The organism is Sporosarcina ureilytica, assembly GCF_001753205.1.
Lineage (GTDB): Bacteria > Bacillota > Bacilli > Bacillales_A > Planococcaceae > Sporosarcina > Sporosarcina ureilytica.
This window is the reverse complement of sequence record NZ_CP017560.1, coordinates 1,394,658-1,413,127: the sequence shown is the minus strand read 5'-3', so window position 1 is coordinate 1,413,127 and position 18,470 is coordinate 1,394,658. Positions and strand designations below refer to the sequence as shown.

18 protein-coding genes are annotated in these 18,470 nt (G+C 38.6%); 9 read left to right on the top strand and 9 right to left on the bottom strand.

What is annotated here, in order from left to right; translation table 11 throughout:
* Positions 1-225 precede the first annotated feature (225 nt).
* From BI350_RS07120 to BI350_RS07110, 4 genes are all read left to right on the top strand, one after another.
* Positions 226-915 carry a Crp/Fnr family transcriptional regulator gene (locus BI350_RS07120; protein WP_082294986.1) on the top strand — a complete coding sequence of 230 codons (690 nt, stop codon included), beginning with the start codon at positions 226-228 and terminating at the stop codon, positions 913-915.
* A 167-nt stretch (positions 916-1,082) separates the two neighbouring features.
* Complete coding sequence (locus BI350_RS16880; protein ID WP_155767485.1) at positions 1,083-1,238, top strand: hypothetical protein; 156 nt, start codon at positions 1,083-1,085, stop codon at positions 1,236-1,238.
* Between the two features lie 12 nt (positions 1,239-1,250).
* Complete coding sequence (locus BI350_RS07115) at positions 1,251-1,718, top strand: cytochrome c oxidase subunit II (RefSeq protein ID WP_075527462.1); 468 nt, start codon at positions 1,251-1,253, stop codon at positions 1,716-1,718.
* 40 nt (positions 1,719-1,758) lie between these two features.
* Positions 1,759-3,447 carry a cbb3-type cytochrome c oxidase subunit I gene (locus tag BI350_RS07110; protein WP_075529285.1) on the top strand — a complete coding sequence of 563 codons (1,689 nt, stop codon included), beginning with the start codon at positions 1,759-1,761 and terminating at the stop codon, positions 3,445-3,447.
* 70 nt (positions 3,448-3,517) lie between these two features.
* Here BI350_RS07110 and BI350_RS07105 read toward each other — a convergent pair whose 3' ends face one another.
* The 3 genes from BI350_RS07105 to BI350_RS07095 all read right to left on the bottom strand — a co-directional run bounded on the left by BI350_RS07105 (position 3,518) and on the right by BI350_RS07095 (position 6,708).
* Positions 3,518-3,805, bottom strand: coding sequence for a hypothetical protein (locus tag BI350_RS07105; RefSeq protein ID WP_075527461.1), 288 nt, complete (start codon positions 3,803-3,805; stop codon positions 3,518-3,520).
* Between the two features lie 146 nt (positions 3,806-3,951).
* A complete protein-coding gene (locus BI350_RS07100; protein ID WP_075527460.1) occupies positions 3,952-5,349 on the bottom strand; it encodes a M20/M25/M40 family metallo-hydrolase in 1,398 nt (465 codons plus the stop codon).
* A gap of 21 nt (positions 5,350-5,370) precedes the next feature.
* Positions 5,371-6,708, bottom strand: a complete 1,338-nt coding sequence (locus tag BI350_RS07095) for a M20/M25/M40 family metallo-hydrolase (RefSeq protein ID WP_245698310.1) — start codon at positions 6,706-6,708, stop codon at positions 5,371-5,373.
* A gap of 371 nt (positions 6,709-7,079) precedes the next feature.
* On the opposite strand from BI350_RS07095, the gene queC reads away from it, so the two are divergent.
* The 5 genes from queC (at position 7,080) to BI350_RS07070 (ending at position 10,950) form a co-directional block, all read left to right on the top strand.
* Positions 7,080-7,724 carry a 7-cyano-7-deazaguanine synthase QueC gene (gene queC, locus BI350_RS07090; RefSeq protein WP_075527459.1) on the top strand — a complete coding sequence of 215 codons (645 nt, stop codon included), beginning with the start codon at positions 7,080-7,082 and terminating at the stop codon, positions 7,722-7,724.
* Entirely contained in the window at positions 7,724-8,275 is a 552-nt protein-coding gene (locus BI350_RS07085; protein ID WP_075529283.1) for a VUT family protein, read from the top strand. Before queC ends, BI350_RS07085 begins: the two co-directional genes overlap by 1 nt.
* 12 nt (positions 8,276-8,287) lie before the next feature.
* Positions 8,288-8,776, top strand: a complete 489-nt coding sequence (queF, locus tag BI350_RS07080) for a preQ(1) synthase (RefSeq protein WP_075527458.1) — start codon at positions 8,288-8,290, stop codon at positions 8,774-8,776.
* Between the two features lie 295 nt (positions 8,777-9,071).
* Entirely contained in the window at positions 9,072-9,890 is an 819-nt protein-coding gene (locus tag BI350_RS07075) for a mechanosensitive ion channel family protein (protein ID WP_075527457.1), read from the top strand.
* A gap of 322 nt (positions 9,891-10,212) precedes the next feature.
* A complete protein-coding gene (locus BI350_RS07070; protein WP_075527456.1) occupies positions 10,213-10,950 on the top strand; it encodes a SurA N-terminal domain-containing protein in 738 nt (245 codons plus the stop codon).
* 94 nt (positions 10,951-11,044) lie between these two features.
* Here the strand turns inward: BI350_RS07070 and BI350_RS07065 are convergent, their stop codons facing one another.
* The 6 genes from BI350_RS07065 to ureG all read right to left on the bottom strand — a co-directional run bounded on the left by BI350_RS07065 (position 11,045) and on the right by ureG (position 18,301).
* Positions 11,045-12,517 carry a protein adenylyltransferase SelO gene (locus BI350_RS07065; protein ID WP_075527455.1) on the bottom strand — a complete coding sequence of 491 codons (1,473 nt, stop codon included), beginning with the start codon at positions 12,515-12,517 and terminating at the stop codon, positions 11,045-11,047.
* A gap of 105 nt (positions 12,518-12,622) precedes the next feature.
* The gene (locus BI350_RS07060) at positions 12,623-13,030 is read right to left on the bottom strand and encodes an acyl-CoA thioesterase (protein WP_075527454.1); all 408 of its coding nucleotides are present in this window, start codon (positions 13,028-13,030) and stop codon (positions 12,623-12,625) included.
* 712 nt (positions 13,031-13,742) lie between these two features.
* Positions 13,743-14,780, bottom strand: coding sequence for a DMT family transporter (locus tag BI350_RS07055; protein WP_075527453.1), 1,038 nt, complete (start codon positions 14,778-14,780; stop codon positions 13,743-13,745).
* 450 nt (positions 14,781-15,230) lie between these two features.
* Positions 15,231-16,277 (bottom strand): DMT family transporter, encoded by a 1,047-nt coding sequence (locus tag BI350_RS07050; protein WP_075527452.1) that lies wholly within the window; start codon positions 16,275-16,277, stop codon positions 15,231-15,233.
* A gap of 586 nt (positions 16,278-16,863) precedes the next feature.
* Positions 16,864-17,691 (bottom strand): urease accessory protein UreD, encoded by an 828-nt coding sequence (locus BI350_RS07045; protein ID WP_075527451.1) that lies wholly within the window; start codon positions 17,689-17,691, stop codon positions 16,864-16,866.
* Complete coding sequence (gene ureG / locus BI350_RS07040) at positions 17,666-18,301, bottom strand: urease accessory protein UreG (RefSeq protein WP_075527450.1); 636 nt, start codon at positions 18,299-18,301, stop codon at positions 17,666-17,668. The genes BI350_RS07045 and ureG overlap by 26 nt, the downstream gene beginning before the upstream one ends.
* Positions 18,302-18,470 lie beyond the last annotated feature (169 nt).

The window sequence follows — 18,470 nt, the reverse complement described above, 5'->3', positions numbered from 1 at the left end:
CAAAGTCACAAAAATGAGTTTTAGAATTACAAAAAACGCAAGAATACTAGAACTATCTATTCATAAATTTTAAATTCACCACAACAATGAAGTGAAATCAAGAATTTGGCATCTTTTCTAATTTATGATTTCAATCAAAATTCCAGGTACGACTCTAGAATAGAACCTGAAAACAAGTAGTTTATCTTGAAAATATGATAAAATAGTTGAAGAGGAGGGATTTGCTTGGAAGAGTTAAAGCGCCTAGCAAAAAACGTCACGCTATTTAAAGATTTATCTGATGAAGAACTCGAACCCTTTTTAACTATCATGCGAAGAAGAGAGTTTCCTGATAAACAAATAATTTTTATGCACGATACACCGATTACCGATATTTATATCGTCGCTTCCGGTAAAGTAAAAGTGTTCAGAAATGACTTATCTGGGAAAGAACAAATTATTTGCATCAAGCAATTAGGGGATCTATTTCCGAACGTTGGATTTTTCCGTAAAGAGAATTATCCCGCCTACGCTCAAGCGATGGAAGACACTGTAATGTACGCAATTTCCCTACAAGAGTTTGAAGAAGTTCTTTTATTAAATCCCCATACTTCCATTAAATTATTTCGTTTGTTAGGGGATCTAATTATTGATTCGCAACAGAGGCTTGAAGAAATGGCATTACGAAGTACGAACGATCGTATTCTGTTACTACTTTTACGATTAAGCGAATCACATGGCACCCGACAACCGGATGGGTGGCTTAAATTAAATACAAAATTTACAAATTCAGATTTAGCCAATATGATTGGCACGACAAGAGAATCCGTCAACCGGATGATTTCTCGATTGCGTAAAGAAGATAAAGTAAAGATTGTTGAAGGCAATTATTATATTTATCCTGATAAAATTCAAAATGAAATCGCTGAAGCATGAAACCTTTCCAAACAACTATTGGAAAGGTTTTTTTATGTTCCAATGAATGCATTTTCATAATGTTAGAGAACAATTTGAATTTTATAGTTTTGTGTGATAAATATCACAGCACTGAGAATTATTATCAATTAAGATGTAGGTAACGAAACTTACGGAGGTGCTTGGTAATGGAAACAGCGCAAAACAACAGCAACAAGAAGCTTTCTCATGAAGAAAAAGAGAGGAAATCGTACAAAGGCACGATGTTTTGTCTAGGTGTATTACTGGCTGTCATTGTCGCTACATATCTCGTACTTATGTTCACATTTAACGCAAGAATTTAAGGAGGAAGAGAGATGAAAATCCATCGTTATGAAAAGATTTGGCTCACCCTTAGCTTCGGTGTCATTTTAATTTTCATGTTAATTATCGGTGTTCAAGCTTTTGCATTTGAACATGCGCCGCCAAGTCACAAAGAAATCATCGATCCACAAAAAGTTGATGTAACTGCACCTTTTGACAATCCAGGCGTTTTTCAAACGGGTGAAAATGAATATGAAGTCGTCATGACCTTACAAGCATTCGGTTTTACACCGCATGAAGTTGAAGTGCCAGCTGGTGCAAAAGTGACATTCACCTTAACTTCTAAAGACGTGATTCATGGTTTTCAAATTGCACAAACGAATGTGAACGCAATGGTTGTGCCAGGGCATATCCAAAAAGTTACCCAAACATTTAGTAAGCCTGGAGAATATTTAGTTCTTTGTAATGAATATTGCGGAATTGGGCACGAAATGATGGCTATGACCATTACGGTTAAATAAAGGAGGGTTTTGATTGGAAACGGTTATGAATCAACCTAACATGAAAGAACAAAAACAAGAAACAAAACGCACGCTGAAAGAAAAAGCATCGCAAGCTTTAGGCGTTTCAGAGGCAGATGCGAAATTATCAAAATCGTATATGTCCGTTGCATTTCTAGCACTGCTGATAGGTGGTTTTCTAGGATTATTACAAGGTTTAGAACGTGCTGGGCTCATTCAAATGCCCTCTTGGTTTACCTATTACCAAGTTCTTACAGCACACGGACTTTTATTAGTCCTCGTCTTAACTGCATTTTTTGCAATCGGCTATTTCTACGCAGGGATGTCCCATACGTTAGGTGGGATTCTGCCTCACGTTAGAACAATGGCATGGATTGGATTTTGGCTTAAAATTGTTGGATTTGTCTTTGCTGTCATTCCAGTAGTGATGAACGATGCAACGGTAATGTTTACCTTTTATCCGCCAATGGCTGCATCCCCACTCTTTTATATCGGGTTGGCCTTAATTGTTATCGGCGTTTGGATTTGTGCATTTGGCGCGTTTATAAACGTTGCAACTTGGAGAAAACAAAACCCTGCAAAGCACATTCCAATGTTAGCATTCTTTGCAACTGGCGTTTTCGTTCTATTATTCTTTGGAAGTATCGGCGTTACAATCGAAGTGATCATGCTTATCTTTTGGTCAGCGGGCGTGATGGAAACGATTAACGTTATGCTGAGTCGTACGCTATTTTGGTCTTTCGGTCATACACTCGTGAACATTTGGTACCTAACGGCGGTTTCAGCATGGTATGTCATTGTCCCAAAAATCATTGGCGGAAAACGATTTAGTGATACGTTAACGCGGGTCGTTGTGGCGATGCTTGTCATTACAAACATCCCAGGTGGATTCCACCACCAAATCGTTGACCCTGCGATGGGCCCGGCTTTGAAATATATGCATGTGTTTATGAGTCTATCAATTGCCTTCCCATCTCTAATGACCGCATTTGCGATGTTTTATGTATTTGAACGTACGGGTAGAGCTAAAGGTGGAAAAGGATTATTCGGTTGGCTTAAAAAATTGCCGTGGAAAGATGTGCGTTTCTTAGCACCTTTCATTGCGATGGTGGCGTTTATTCCAGCAGGCGCTGGCGGAATTGCACAAACAACAAACCAATTGAACCAAGTCGTGCATAATACGATGTGGGTCGTGGGTCACTTCCACTTAACTGTCGGAACGTCCGTTGCACTAACATTTTTCGGCATTAGTTATTGGCTCATTCCTTATTTATCCAAACGTGTGTTAACGCCGGCTATGAATAAAGTCGGCGTCATTCAAACAATTATTTGGACGGTCGGCATGCTATTCATGGCTGGTTCTATGCACTATGTCGGATTACTAGGTTCACCGCGTCGTACATCTTATACAACGTACGGTGACCATGCCGTTGCATTAGGTTGGGACCCTTACCTGTTTCTACTTGCGATTGGCGGAACGCTCTTAATTATCGGCGTTCTCATCCAAGTATACGCAGTCTTCCATCTTATGTTCTTTGCACCAAAAGGACAAACGGAATTCCCAATTGCTGAACCTGAAGAACCAGAAGAACAAACGCCGCTTTGGACAGATCGTTGGGGTGTCATAATTGCACTCATGATTCTCGTTATTGCAATCGGTTATGTCGTACCCCTAACAGATTTAATCGTCAATGCACCTCCAGGTTCTCCACCAATTCGAACTTGGTAAAAATTAAAAGCTAGAAGAGATCATTCTAACATCTCTTCTAGCTTTGTTATTCGAAATTAAAACCTTACCCCTATTCAACATCTCTCAATCTCTTCTCTACTCTCTTCAAACGTTCATGCACTTCTCTCAATTCATCCGTTAATTCTTGTTGTCTTCGAAGCGATTCTCTTTGAAGTTGTTCACTGTCCGCTAACTTTTGGTATAATAACCCATTCGATTGTCCTGAATTATTTTTTGTTAATCTAATAATCAAGAGGACAACCAATATAATGATGACAAGCCAAAATAATAAAGGCAAAACTGAAAGCATCCCAATACCAATTCCATGACCATGCATTCTATCTCCCCACATCATCATGCTATTCTCCTCCATTTCTTTTCCGAATGACAATATTTGTTAACTCTATTTTATCACATAGCCTAATCCGTTGTGTGAATGTTTAGTGAAACTAAAAAGACTGTCCTAAATCAGTCGCTACTGATTCCTGGACAGCCCCCTTTAAATTATCTTTTAAGCCCTGGAACATCTTTTCTAACAACATCAAACAATCCTACACCGATAATGTCTAGAGCTGATTGCATACGTTCTGCAGAAATATTGTCCTCAATCGTGTCTTGAGGTGTGTGATACACTTTTTCGATATGGTAAATTAATGGATCCCAGCTGTCAATGCCCATCCAAATGAACAATGCAGAAGGAATACCTGCATTATGGAATGGCACGTGGTCACTTGACCCAAATCTGCCTGGTAATATATCAGAGTTTCCAAGACGGGCACCCGCCGCCGTCGCTGATTCAGTTACGATATTTTCAATACCGTCGACTGTCATCGCGTAAAGATGCGTTGCAGCTTCGTAATTCGTCGCCACCATGTCCGGATTAAAGACAGCTTCGATATTGTCCCGCTCCGCTTGCGTCAATTGGTCAACATAATAGCGTGAGCCCAACAGTCCACGTTCCTCCGATCCGAAAGCGATGAACTTTAAATCTTTATCCGTGTTATAACCTTTAAAGACACGTGCTAATTCAAGCATAAGTCCCGTTCCGGAAGCATTGTCATTTGCACCCGGCGCACCAACAACGCTGTCCATATGTGCACTCAAAATGACTTCCTTGTTATTACTCTTTTTATTTTTTGCCTTTTTCGTTCCGATTACGTTTACCGATTCTAAATCCGAGTAATGCGTTGCTGTTAATTGAAGCTCAACAGGTCCTTCTTCTAACTGCTCTTGTAGCCATAGGCCTTGAATATAAGCAGCGCCGTAAACTGGCACATCATATTGCTTGGTTAAGCTTGGGTTAAATGTAGATCCATAGTTTCCTCTACCACCTACAACGCTTTGTAAAATAACACCAGACGCTCCAGCATTCACTGCGTGGTCCACTTGTAAACGATAATCTGAGGTCGAATTTGCACGGGTTAATAAAACGATTTTTCCTTCAACGTCTTCAGAGAAATCTCCTGCCTCGGTTCCCCCTTCTACGTAAACAACTTCTGCAGTAACTGCTTCCTTACTTATTTTCCCATTCGGCGCAGCGCCTAGTTGCCAAGACGTACCGTCCGCAAATGTTACATCTGCAATGTATTGATCTGCGACTGGAAAGTACTGGTACTCAACGTCATATCCGTAACTTTTCAGCTGAGATGCTACGTAATCGGCTGCTTCCTTTTCTGACTCCAGTCCGCCAACTCGCGGGCCAATTGTTTCTGACAAATATTTAATATGCTCAATCGCTCTTTCCGCGTCCACCCTTGCAACAACTTTTCGGTCATGTGCGGAATCAGATTTACCATTGTTTACAACAACTGGCGTTTTCGCGTCAACAGGCGTAAACGTTGCCGGTGATGCACTGAATACAAGTGCTCCCGCTAGTGCAATCGATAATATTTTTTTCTTCATATCATAAACACCCCTACTCTCTTATTTTCTAATTAATTGATAGACTGAAGCGCCTACCAAATCTCCCGCTTCTTTTAAACGTTCGGCACTAATATGTTCGATCGTATCGAGCGGCGTATGGTAGTAAGGCTCCAAATTCGCCGTTCCAGGTTCTCTGCGAATAAAGTTCACCGCAGGAATGCCTACTTCATGGAATGCAACATGATCTGACGAGCCTCGTTGGTAAAGCACCAATTCTGATGGTGTACCAATTCTCTTCGCAGTCGCCGCAGCTGTTTCAGAGACAATATTTGCTTTGCCATCGACTGTGTTCATATAAATTGCTGTTGCATTTTCCCAACTTGTCCCGACCATATCCATGTTGAAATTACCAATGCTTCGTGAAATTTCATCTTCAGTCAACTGACTCGCATAATATCTTGAACCAACTAAACCGATTTCTTCTGCCCCCACAAAAACAAATCGGAGTTCTTTGTCAATTGGATAACTCTTTAAAACTCTTGCTAGTTCTAATGCGACCGCCGTTCCTGATGCATTATCACTTGCACCCGGCGCGAAAGGAACACTGTCAAAATGCGCTGAAACGTGTAAGATGTCATGATTATTTCCTTTATCCGGTGCACGCGTCGCGATAATGTTTTGCGATTTTACATCTGTTAATGCATCGACTTTTAAAGTAACTGTTCCGTCACTATCAATCACATCCGCGATAAGTGCTTCTCCGCTCGCCTTTGAAATACCTCCAACTGGAATTGATGCTTCACCAATAGATGGATTTAATGGGCCTGGCGATTCGATATTGTTATAAATCAGGACGCCAACCGCCCCTGCTGCGTATGCGTTTTCAACTTTTTCCTGGAACGTAAAGTCGCCTCTCGAAATTAACGCAATCTTACCAGCCGATTCTGCCGTGAAGTCATTTGCATAGCCTAACCCCGCATCATATAATTGCGCTGTTAATCCCTCACTAGCTGTTGAGGCGGATCCAGCAGGAATATTGATGAGTACTTCATCCCCCGCAGAAGTTTGCAAATGTCCAATCATCTTATCCGGAATACTAAACTCCTGGACTTCAACTTCATATCCATAGGATTGAAGACGGTTTCTAATAAAACTTGCGGCCTTCCTCTCTTCCTCTGTGCCTGTTACACGAGGACCTATCGTTTCCGATAAATGATACACATCCGCATACATCCGCTTCTCACTAATTGGTGCAATCACTTTTTGATCATGCGCCGCCCCGCTTTGTCCAGGTGCTGCCAATACAGTCGTCGGCTCGAATACTTGTCCTGGATTAATGAAAACCCCTGATGTGGCAATGACTGTCGACATCAGAACCACCTTCATCTTCTTTTTCACTAAAACTCCTCCCTTTCCATGAATTAGTAAATTGCATTAAAAGTTATTCCGGTCCTGTTATCGGAAACCCTTCTTTGTAGGCTGAAAAGGGTTCATTTGATTCATGAATATTCAGTCTAATAAATCTTTTGAATTATGAACTTCCTAAACAAATATTAAATTCAACATCTCCCCTATCCCTATTTCACTAGTACTATGAAGATATCTTTAAACTTTATTAAAATAGTTTGATAAAATATAGATTTACGTGTATATTTTATACTGGAAAATGTTTGACGACCTTCAGATATAAATCCCAGGTTTCCTTACAGATTTCCCAAAGAGGGTTCGAAACCATCCCCTCTAAAATAAAAACTATGGAGGAATGAACAATGGAAAAAGCAGTAGTTGTATTTAGTGGCGGACAAGATTCTACCACATGCTTGTTATGGGCATTGGAAGAATTTGATGAAGTAGAAACCGTCACTTTTTTGTATGGGCAAAGGCATGAATTGGAAGTTGATTGCGCAAAAAAGATTGCGGATGATCTTGGTGTAAAACACAAAATGATTCAAATGGATCTTCTGAATCAATTAACTGAAAATGCCTTAACAAGGAAAGACATGGAGATTGAAGAAGGAAAAGTTCCAAATACATACGTAGAAGGTAGAAATCATATTTTCCTTTCTTTTGCAGCGATTTACGCAAAAACAATCGGGGCAAAAAACATTATAACCGGCGTAAGTGAAACAGAATTTAGCGGATATCCTGATTGTCGAGATGCGTTTATCCAATCATTAAACACGACACTTAATTTAGCAATGGACGCCGAGTTAAAATTTATCACGCCTCTCATGTGGAAAGACAAAGCAGAAGTTTGGGAAATGGCAGATCAAATGGGACGGCTTGCGTACATTCGGGAAAACACCTTGACTTGCTATAATGGCGTTATCGGTGATGGTTGCGGAAAATGTCCATCTTGCAAGTTAAGAAATGAAGGTTTACAAACCTATTTAGAAAGGCGTGCTGTCTTATGATTAGAATCTCAATTTATTTATTATCGATTGTATTAGCCAACGTCATTACAGCAAGATTTGCGCCACTAGATTTAGGGCTGTTTATTATCCCATATGGTACATTATTTATAGGTTTAACTCTTGTGATGAGAGATATGGTTCAAAATAGATTTGGCAGATTTAAAACGTACCTATTAATTGTTTTCGCCCTCATCTTATCGGCGATTTCAAGTTATTTGCTGGGCGATGCATTATGGGTGGTATTTGCAAGTACGCTGAGCTTTATTGTTTCTGAGACGGCAGATACTGAAATCTACACACGGTTTAAGTTGCCGTTTGTGCGAAGAGTTTTTTATTCAGGAGTCGTTGCAGGCTTTTTGGATTCAGCATTATTTGTCATTATCGGAATCGGACCACTTGGGCTAAAATTTGTTCCGTGGGAATTAGTCCCTTACGCCATACTAGGCCAATGGGTTGCTAAAGTGTTGATGCAGTTAATTGTTGCAGGCGGCATCAGACAAGTGGTTATTAAAATGAATATTTATGAACCGAATATTTCGGACGTAAAATAGGAGGAAATAAACATGAGAAAAAGTGATACGAAGGACCTTACATTATTAGGCAATCAAGAAACTACATACAATTATGAGTATGATCCGGATATTTTAGAGACATTCAATAACCAACATACGGAAAATGATTATTTTGTTAAATTTAACATTCCAGAGTTTACAAGTCTTTGTCCAATGACAGGGCAACCTGATTTTGCTACCATTTATATCTCGTATATGCCAGAAATAAAAATGGTTGAAAGTAAATCTTTAAAACTCTATATAGGAAGTTTTAGGAACCATGATGGTTTCCATGAAGATTGTGCAAATACAATTATGAAAGATTTAATTAAATTGATGGACCCTAAATATATAGAAGTATGGGCTAAATTTACACCACGTGGCGGTATTTCAATCGACCCGTATTGTAACTATGGAAAACCAGGGACGATTTATGAAGATATGGCTCGAGAAAGAATGTTCAAGCATGATATGTATCCAGAGACTGTAGATAATCGATAAATTTATTTACTAGGACAATTAAGAGATGATTTCTGTATTGCGCAGAAGTCATCTTTTTTTAGTGCTTTGCTTTCTTATTATAGTTTTCAGGTATAATTATCACCTGAAATTCCGCCTACCAATTTCATATCAAAGATTACTATTTTTAGGTGGTTGTAATTGAAGTAATGATTAGTTGCAGTAGAGGATTATTATCATTACAATAGTTATAAAAATACATCATTGCAATAGAACCATCCCTAATGAAGGCTTCCTATTGCTTGTTTTATTTTAATAAATGTTTGGGGTTGATCGAATGTCTTTCTCAGAAAAGTTCCTGCAGTTGCCCATAATTATTGGAATGGTCGCACTGCTGATTATATTGATCGTTTATTTGATTCGCAAATCCGTCAAGGTTTTCTTAGAAAATATGTTTATCTTCGATGAGAATCGGAAAGAAACTTTAATTCATTTCACTAACCAGGCGACGAAGGTATTAGGATTAGTGTTTTTCATTTTTTATATGGTCAATCATTTCTTTCCACTGGAAAATTTTTTTACGGGTTCAGTCGTCGTCGTCGGTGCCTTGGCATTGATTTTCCAACACATCATCCGCGATTATCTAATGGGGATAGCCTACTTATTTGAACGCCAGATTTATCATGGGGATTATGTCATCATCAATGGTAAGCAACAGGGAAAAATTGAGGAAATTAGTATTCGCTATTTGAAGATTCGCCAGAACGATGGCTATCTCTATACGGTCTCCTATAGCAACATCACGGAACTCCAAAACGGAACTCGAGGTATGCGCCGGGTGACCGAAAGCCTTGTCCTCAACTATAAGCAAAATCCGGAAGATGCCTTCAAAGTGATAGAGGAAGTTGCACAAACCTGCAACGAGAAATACGGTGAATACTTGTTGATGGATCATAATGGTGTTCCTGTGGAGAGTTTCAAATTCAATCAAATCACCGAACTGAACGTGGATTTAAGGGGTCACCGGTATTCATTGACAGGGATTGTGAAGGAAGACGATTTCGTGGAAGCGGGCAAAAAAGTCAGATATGAACTGGCGATGGCTGCTTACGAGAACAATTTGATCATGGCAGAAAATCTTGACTCAAGCCCTTGATATGTTTATTCATTGTAATAGACTACGTAATCAAAGAATGATTTACGTAGTTCATTTAAATTCATGCAACTATTGAAGACGCTCACTGACTTTATTTACACCAACATATTGCAATGACAAATTTCATCAATATTCGAGAGAACATGTCGAAAAAAATAGTTGCCCGGGAAATGTTTCGTATTTCCCTTAGAAAATAATTATTTTCGTTTGTAATGAATATGACAATGAAATGACAAATTGATTTTTTAGAGGTCTATTGGTTTAAATTTCTTTCAATATTCGTTATGATGCTCACTAAGCATATGGGAGGAGACAAACCAAAATGAATTATAAAAAGATATTTATATCGTTTTTCGCTGGTGCACTTGCGCTTAGTTTAGCGGCTTGTAGCGGAGAAGAGAAGGCAAAAAAAGACGAGGCTTCGGAAGAACAAGTACATGTTGATGAAATCCAAGCAAAGTTAGCCGAACAGCAAGTGGACAAGAATGACATTGTCGCTGTTGTCAATAATGAGGAAATTAACGGCGAACGGTATAACGCAGTACTCATGTCGATTCAGACGCATATGCAACAAACGGGACAAGATCCATCAAGCAAAGAAGCAGCAGAACAAATCAAAGCTCAAACGCTCGATACACTTGTCAATCAAACCTTGCTCCTTCAACAAGCAAAAACTGAGGAAATTAACGCTTCCCAAGATGAAATCGAAGCGGAATACGAAGCATATGTTCAACAGTTTGGCGATGAAAAAACGTTAGAAGAAGCATTGAAACAAGAAAACATGGATGTAGATAACCTAAAAGAACAAATTTCAGAATTCATCACTTCCAATAAATACCAAGAAAAAATTGCACCTGCAGAAGATGTTTCAGATGAAACAATCGAGGAATATTACGAGCAGCTCGTCGCGCAAACTGAAGATGGCGAACAAGAACTCCCTCCACTGGAAGAATTAAGTGAGAAAATCAAGCAAATCATTCAACAAGAAGAACAGCAGAAAAAACTAGTTGCCCATATTGAAAAATTAAAAGAAGACGCAAAAATTGAATTGAAAATTTAAGCATTAAACTAGACCCTCATTTAATGAGGGTTTTTTATTGCAATAAATAAAAAAGAAGTGAACCGCAGAAAGCTGTCCAACTTCTTCTTCATAATTATGTCCCGCAAAATGTCCGGTAAGGTTCTTCAAAATCTGGTACCGTCGCAAACGCATTTTGTACTGGTGTATGTGCATACGGATTGGCCAAAGCATCTATAAACTGTTTCACGACACTAAAATCGTCACGTTCAACCGCGGCTTCAATTGCTTTTTCTACATAATAATTTCTTGGAATGATTGCTGGATTATGTTGTTTCATTAACTGCAATCTCTCTTCTTCAGATTGTGTCTCAAGGGTTATTCTTTCTTGCCAGGCATCATACCAACGTTTAAATTCATCCGTTTCAAAGATTTCAGCATTGCACAGCTTATTAAAAGTCAATGCAAGAAACGTATTTGTATAATCCGCTTTATATTTTTCCATTAACTCAAGAAGTTGTTCAATTAACGCTTCATCATTTGACTCTTCATTCAACAAACCAAGCTTTTTCCTCATGCCTGAAAGCCAATTATCTTCATACAACTGACGATACTTGGATATAGCCTCCTGCGCTAACAGAATCGCTTTCGCTTCATCATCATGTAAAATAGGAATGAGTGACTCAGCAAACCGCGCCAAATTCCAACCACCAATCGGCGGCTGATTTTGATAAGCGTAGCGGCCTCTCCTATCAATTGAACTGAAAACTGTAGCAGGATCGTACGTATCCATAAAGGCACACGGTCCATAATCAATCGTCTCACCGCTAATCGTCATATTATCTGTATTCATAACGCCGTGAATAAACCCAACTAGTTGCCAATGGGCAATTAACAATGCTTGTTGTTCAATCACTTTCTCAAGTAATGCTAAATAACAATTGCTCGCATCATTCGCCTCGGGATAATGGCGTTCAATTGCATAATCAGCGAGTTTCTGAATGTCTTCATCTGTCCCCCAGTTGGCTGCAAATTCAAACGTTCCCACACGCAAATGACTTTTTGCAACACGCGTTAATATCGCGGCCGGTAGTACCGTCTCTCGCATAATGTCTTCACCCGTCGTTACAACAGCTAAACTACGTGTCGTTGGAATCCGAAGTGCATGCATCGCTTCACTGATTATATATTCCCGTAACATCGGCCCAAGTGCAGCCCGCCCATCTCCGCCTCTTGAATACGGTGTCCTTCCTGAACCTTTCAATTGAATATCGACTCTTTCATCTTTAGGCGTCAGGTGTTCACCTATTAGCATCGCACGTCCATCACCAAGCATTGTAAAATTGCCAAATTGATGTCCTGCATATGCTTGGGCAAGCGGTTTTGCACCTCGAGGTACCTCATTTCCTGCAAAAATGGCAGTCCCGCCACTTCCTTTAAGCTTTTCAGTGTTTAAACCGAGTTCGTGCGCCAACGCATCATTGAATAAAATTTCCTTCGGTTCTGGTACGGGATTAGGTTCCATAAAAGTAAAAAACTTCTCCGGCAATCGTGCATAACTATTGTCAAAACGCCATCCGGTCTCTAGGTCATTCGATTGATTTTTCATATAATGCTCCTTTTGTTTATCATATACCTGAAATCAGTTTTTACTGTTCAGAACTAAATATACACATTGCACCGCCAGATAGGGATTCGATATTAAGGCATTCATTTATGTAGTTTTTAAATTGTGGAAGTGACTAGCAATTTCTTTAATAACAGGGATGCTGCTTCGTGTAGATGTGTCAAACATAACAAATGTACAGATGGATTTTGTCGTTACCTCTTTATTTTCATTATATATTACTTGTTGTAATGAAAAACTTTTCGTCCCTATTTTCATTGGCTTCGTTTTAATTATCAAACGTTCCCCTAGCCTGGCTTCTTTTACGTATTCAATTTCTAACTTTAAAATAACCGCTGCAATATTCCTTTCCGCCATTGTTGAGAAAGGAATATCAATTCTTCGAAACCACTCGGCACGCTCTATTTCTAATTGTTCAATATATCTCTTATAGTTCATATGATTAAATATATCGATATCTTCGTTCTTCACTTGAAACTGTGTTGACATCTCCATCGCTGCAGTTCCTCCATTTTAATCAAAATATATTTCACCGTTTTGAATAATATATCATAAACAAAAGAGTAACGCTTTTATACTTGTTCCATTGTCCATCTCAACCACAATGATTTTCTATTTCAGTGTTTACATTTCAGGTTCTTTTCAACCATTTCCCTAATATTCCACCAAGTTCTTAATTTTTCAAAGAGGAGAGAAAAAGTTCAGTCTACTGTTAAATCTTTAATGACCAGTAATTTGATTGGCTTTTTATATATGAAATATGTTTATTATCTAGGGAGGGGTGGGACTGACCTTGCGAAACCATACTAACCAGAAATAACATTGTATGGTGCTAACTTCATAGAATACATTTGTATTCTTAAGAATGAAACGGCTGAAACCACTAAATTATCTGGTATGTCACCCGCTACGTTGTGCCTAATACCCATGATAATTTATCTTAATTTGAAATGAAGGACTTATGACCTACCAACTATTAATAAACGAAACCAATACATAAGCATTATTTCCATAAAAATCCATGAAAGAGTTTACATTTCTGATTTCATTGTATATAATGACATTTGAGTGCAATATAAATCTTTTGTTAGGGATCCATCTAAAATGTTTGGTAAATCCGCTAATATACATTTCGATATAAAAAAGCCGATTTCCCTTACATGAAGGAAACTCGGCTTTTAATTTATTATAATTTTAATAGTAACAATTAAGCAGTTCCGGGCGATTTGTCTTTAGATTTTTTTCCAAATATAGTTTTGTGTAGGTTATTCTGGTAGGCAACTGCCGCAAGAACAAGAACAACACCAAGTATTTGAATCGTTGACGGTATCTCACCGAATAGAAGAACGGCAATGATCGCAACAGTAGAAATCGGACTAAGTAACAAGAGTCCAGCAACAATCGTAGGGTTCAAACGAACAGCACCATACTGAACGAACGTCCATGCAATCGCTTGACCTAATGTAGCTAGTACAAGCATCCAGAACCAGTTCATAGCCGTGATAGGATCACCCACAGTTGTTTCTGGGTTCATTGGAAGCTGACCATTGACCAATACTCCGTGAGTTAGGTCAAATCCACGACCAGAGATAAACAAGAAAATTGTTGGCGCCACTAACTGAGCAAGCGATGCCCATGCCATAGGTTGTACGATTTGTCCTGCATTTACGCGGGATGCCTTACGGCTAGTGTATAGATAGATCCCATAACAGACACCGGATATAGAACCAGCAATCGTCCCAAGTACAGCAATGTTCATTCCATATACAGTAAGTGGTCCTCCCGCAGTTTCATCAGCGCTGTCGAAAATACCACCTGTCATAAGTACACCTAGTATCATGATTGGAGCAACAATAAAGAAACTTTTTGGAATTCTTTCCTTATCAAATAAGAAAGCAAGTGCCGGCAAAATGATAATTTGTAAGTTTAATAGAATTGAAGCAATACCTGATCCAACATAATAGATGGAATAATTCCAAGCTGTGAAGTCAATTCCAAGGAAAAGACCCGCGAACAAGGACAGAGTAACACCAGTTTTATTGAGTTTACCAATTTTTCTCATTTCACTAATTGCAAATGGAAGTAAAAACAATAATCCAATACCAACACGAAGTATAACAGACGTTGCAGGTTCAAAATTCGATTGTTTTACCCATGGGGCAGTAAATGCAAGAGCCATAATACCGATGATAAGAATTATGTATGCCTTGCTATTTGATCCTTTAGTAGCACTATTATTAGCCATAACTTTCACTCCAAGCCATATATTCTATGAATTTTTTTAAAACTTAAGAGATTTTTTTGCTTGTTATGGAACATTAAAAAAGAATTGTGTACGCCAATTTATCTTGTGCGAATGCACGCCGTAACGAGCAAATACATCCCAGAAACTGTTCAATTATTTTTTACAACATTAAATCTAATTATCTGTCTAACATTAATTACTTTTCCTTCATTCAAGGAGGCGCTCATTTTCAATTATTCAGACTGCAGAAGCTTTCACTTCAATATTCTCGGGCGTTATTCCCACCTAGCGTAGGAACAATGTACCGCAACAATCCGACATAAATGATTGAGCAACCCATTTGTTGAAGGTCCGTCTCATATATAGACAGAAAGAAGAGGAAGAGGTATTAATAAGTAAACATTCCTCTTCTGTTCAAACTTGAAAATTCAATTTCACATTAGTTAGCAATTAAGAAGTTGCCTTAGGCGTACCGTCTTTAGGTTTTTTGCCCAATATAACCTTGTGCAAATTATTCTGGTAGGCAACTGCCAACAGAATCAGAACAACACCAGCAATCTGGATAGTTGACGGAATCTCACCGAATAGGATAACGGCAATAACCGCAACAGTTGAGATTGGGCTAAGTAATAATAGTCCAGCTACAATTGTAGGGTCTAAACGAATAGCACCGTACTGAATGAACGTCCATGCAACTGCTTGTCCGATTGACGCTAGTACAATCATCCAGAACCAGTTCATGCCAGTAATCGGGTCACCTAATGCAGTTTCCGGATTATGTGGAAGCATACCATTTACTAATACTCCGTGAGTTAGATCGAAGCCACGGCCTGAGAACATCATTACAATTAGTGGAGCAATTAGCTGAGTTAATCCAGCGAAAAACATTGGTTGAACGATTTGAATTCCATTTACACGGGAAGCTTTACGGCTCGTATAAAGGTAAGCACCGTAACATACCCCAGAAATAGATCCAGCAATTGTTCCAAGAACAGCAAGGTTCATACCCCATGCAGTCGTTGGTCCTTCAGTTGCTTCAGCACTGTCGAAAATACCACCTGTCATGAGTACACCAAGAATCATGATTGGTGCAACAATGAAGAAACTTTTTGGAATACGCTCTCTATCGAATAGGAAAGCAAGTGCCGGTAAAATGATGATTTGTAGGTTAAGTAAGATTGATGCAATACCTGATCCTACGAAATAGATTGAATAATTCCAAGCTGTAAAGTCAATTCCAAGAAACAAACCTGCTACAAGAGATAGAATAATACCGGTTTTGTTGATCTTACCGACTTTTTTAATTTCTCTTATAAAGAAAGGTAGTAAGAATAACAACCCAAAACCAACACGAAGTACAACTGATGTTGCTGGCTCAAAGTTCGATTGTTTTACCCAAGGTGCAGAGAACGCAACTGCTAAAATACCAATAATTAGGATTAGATACGCCTTGTTATTTGATCCACCTTGTTGTGCTGCTTGAGCATTTGTAGACATATTTTTCACTCCAAATATTTTTAAATTGTATAAATAATATTAAATCAAAATAAATTCAAATGGTTGTTGTAAAAACTGTAAGTTTGTTTGCTCATCGTTTTTGTTGAATTTTTATCCGCACATCTCCCCAGATGAACGTTGTTTTAACGTGAATATTTTCACAATGAAACACAATAAACTCGAACTCGATTGAACGACAAACTATAGTGATACAATTCCCAATAATTTCTATAAACAACGTGGCTCACTCAAGGAGAATTAGGTTGTAGGCTTTCTTTCAGTTTGAAGTATGATGTTATACGCATAAAAATCGTTTCATTTATTATCATTTATATGCGCATAACAATCTTGTACAATTATCGTTTGAAAGCTAATGCCTCTCCTTGACAAGAGTGTTGTTTAATATTGCTATTTTACAATAGGTGCACCATTATAAAACCTCATCTCATTGTAAGACAGTGTTCGTCTCCAATGAGACTCGTTATTTTATAATGGACATTTTCTTCTGTTCTATAGGGCCTGATTGAATAATCAATTAACTGATTTATAGCAACAAGGAATGCACAACAAAATTGCTTAAATAATTTTAAACGATATAGCTGGCAAATTCATCCCAAATACGATGCATTTCCTTTTTTAAGTCAACCAAGTCTGATGCTAACCATCTAACGTTCACAGCTTTTCCTTCAAGCATTGAAGCACTAGCTTTAGAATGTGGAGATTCTTGAAGTCGCTCATTTAATTCCCTAATATCGAAATCCTCGATTGTAGGTGTAACGAACCACATTGATCCTATGAATAAATGTTCTTCAAGCATACCCATGTTTTTAAGACCCATGTTGTCTTTAGAAATAAGAAGTGGATCGTAAATCAAACACTCGTCGTCTACCCAGACTTGAAAATTTGTTCTGACATCAGTGTATTCAAACACTTCGCCACGTGCAACACGCCCTGGGGACAGAATATCTCCCCATAGTAAAGTGGAATCTTTTGCCATTTGAATAACAGTTTTACCGTTAAATCTCGCCTGCTCAAATGGAATAAGGGCTTCCGTTTTAAAGGAAAGACTCGCTTTTGGACCGATCGATATGTCCATGTTTTGCGAACTCCAAATATCATTATAAGAAGGATAGATTTTTGTTGCGGATTGCGGAATGAGACATACATCCGCTCCCTCTTTTATATCGATTTCAAAGACGTTGTGGTCTCCTTCTACGATTCCGCCTGATGTTTCCACTAGATATACCGTCGCTTCAGATCGATTAGCGGGATTAATATACAATGGTCGGCTAGCTCTAAGCGGAGGATTTTGGTAACAATTTGATAAAACCGTTTTGTTCCCCCGATATTGAAATTCCATTGATAAACGGCCGTCATGCTTTGGTCGTTTATTTGGACTCGCTTGCAGATTCATTGGTTTTCCCTTCTAAGAACAAATCAGATTTGATCCATGCAATGATCTCATCTAGACCTTTTTTCGTTTTAATATTAGCAAATGTAAACGGTCTTCCGTTTCTTGCTTTGATTGTATCATTTTTCATTGTATCTAGATCTACGCCGACGTATGGAGCAAGTTCAGTTTTATTTACCATAAGGAAATCAGAGCGAGTAACGCCTGGTCCACCTTTTCTAGGAATGTCGCCACCTTCGGAAACATCAATTACATAAATAAATGCATCGACCAATTCAGGGCTAAATGTTGCCGATAAATTGTCGCCACCGCTCTCAAGTAGAATGATATCAAGATCATCAAAACGATTTTTCAACTCTTCAATCGCTTCAAAGTTCATTGACGCATCTTCACGAATCGCTGTGTGAGGACAACCTCCTGTTTCAACACCGATAATACGGTCCTCTTCAAGAATGTTCTCGTTAATCAGATAATTCGCGTCTTCTCGCGTGTAAATATCATTTGTAATAACTGCAATGTTGTATTCTTCTTTCAGTGCTTCTGAAAGTGTTTTAACAAGCGTAGTTTTACCGGACCCTACTGGTCCGCCAATGCCAAGGTGTATTGTTTTCATAATCACAATCTCCTAGTCTAAGTAATATGTTTGAAATGGTTATTTACGAATATGGATATCACAATAACGTCAAATGTTTGATTACTTTTAGAGTACCTTAAATGCGAGTGCTTTTACATAAGTTTTTTATTTCCTACCGTCCAATACCGGATACTATGACCACGGTCTG

Bases quoted from the DNA above. Each gene is read 5' to 3' on its own strand.
- BI350_RS16880 (WP_155767485.1), top strand. From the start codon at position 1,083: ATGGAAACAGCGCAAAACAACAGCAACAAGAAGCTTTCTCATGAAGAA.
- BI350_RS07115 (WP_075527462.1), top strand. From the start codon at position 1,251: ATGAAAATCCATCGTTATGAAAAGATTTGGCTCACCCTTAGCTTCGGT.
- BI350_RS07110 (WP_075529285.1), top strand. From the start codon at position 1,759: ATGAAAGAACAAAAACAAGAAACAAAACGCACGCTGAAAGAAAAAGCA.
- BI350_RS07105 (WP_075527461.1), bottom strand. From the start codon at position 3,805: ATGATGATGTGGGGAGATAGAATGCATGGTCATGGAATTGGTATTGGG.
- BI350_RS07100 (WP_075527460.1), bottom strand. From the start codon at position 5,349: ATGAAGAAAAAAATATTATCGATTGCACTAGCGGGAGCACTTGTATTC.
- queC (WP_075527459.1), top strand. From the start codon at position 7,080: ATGGAAAAAGCAGTAGTTGTATTTAGTGGCGGACAAGATTCTACCACA.
- queF (WP_075527458.1), top strand. From the start codon at position 8,288: ATGAGAAAAAGTGATACGAAGGACCTTACATTATTAGGCAATCAAGAA.
- BI350_RS07075 (WP_075527457.1), top strand. From the start codon at position 9,072: ATGTCTTTCTCAGAAAAGTTCCTGCAGTTGCCCATAATTATTGGAATG.
- BI350_RS07070 (WP_075527456.1), top strand. From the start codon at position 10,213: ATGAATTATAAAAAGATATTTATATCGTTTTTCGCTGGTGCACTTGCG.
- BI350_RS07065 (WP_075527455.1), bottom strand. From the start codon at position 12,517: ATGAAAAATCAATCGAATGACCTAGAGACCGGATGGCGTTTTGACAAT.
- BI350_RS07060 (WP_075527454.1), bottom strand. From the start codon at position 13,030: ATGGAGATGTCAACACAGTTTCAAGTGAAGAACGAAGATATCGATATA.
- BI350_RS07055 (WP_075527453.1), bottom strand. From the start codon at position 14,780: ATGGCTAATAATAGTGCTACTAAAGGATCAAATAGCAAGGCATACATA.
- BI350_RS07050 (WP_075527452.1), bottom strand. From the start codon at position 16,277: ATGTCTACAAATGCTCAAGCAGCACAACAAGGTGGATCAAATAACAAG.
- BI350_RS07045 (WP_075527451.1), bottom strand. From the start codon at position 17,691: ATGAATCTGCAAGCGAGTCCAAATAAACGACCAAAGCATGACGGCCGT.
- ureG (WP_075527450.1), bottom strand. From the start codon at position 18,301: ATGAAAACAATACACCTTGGCATTGGCGGACCAGTAGGGTCCGGTAAA.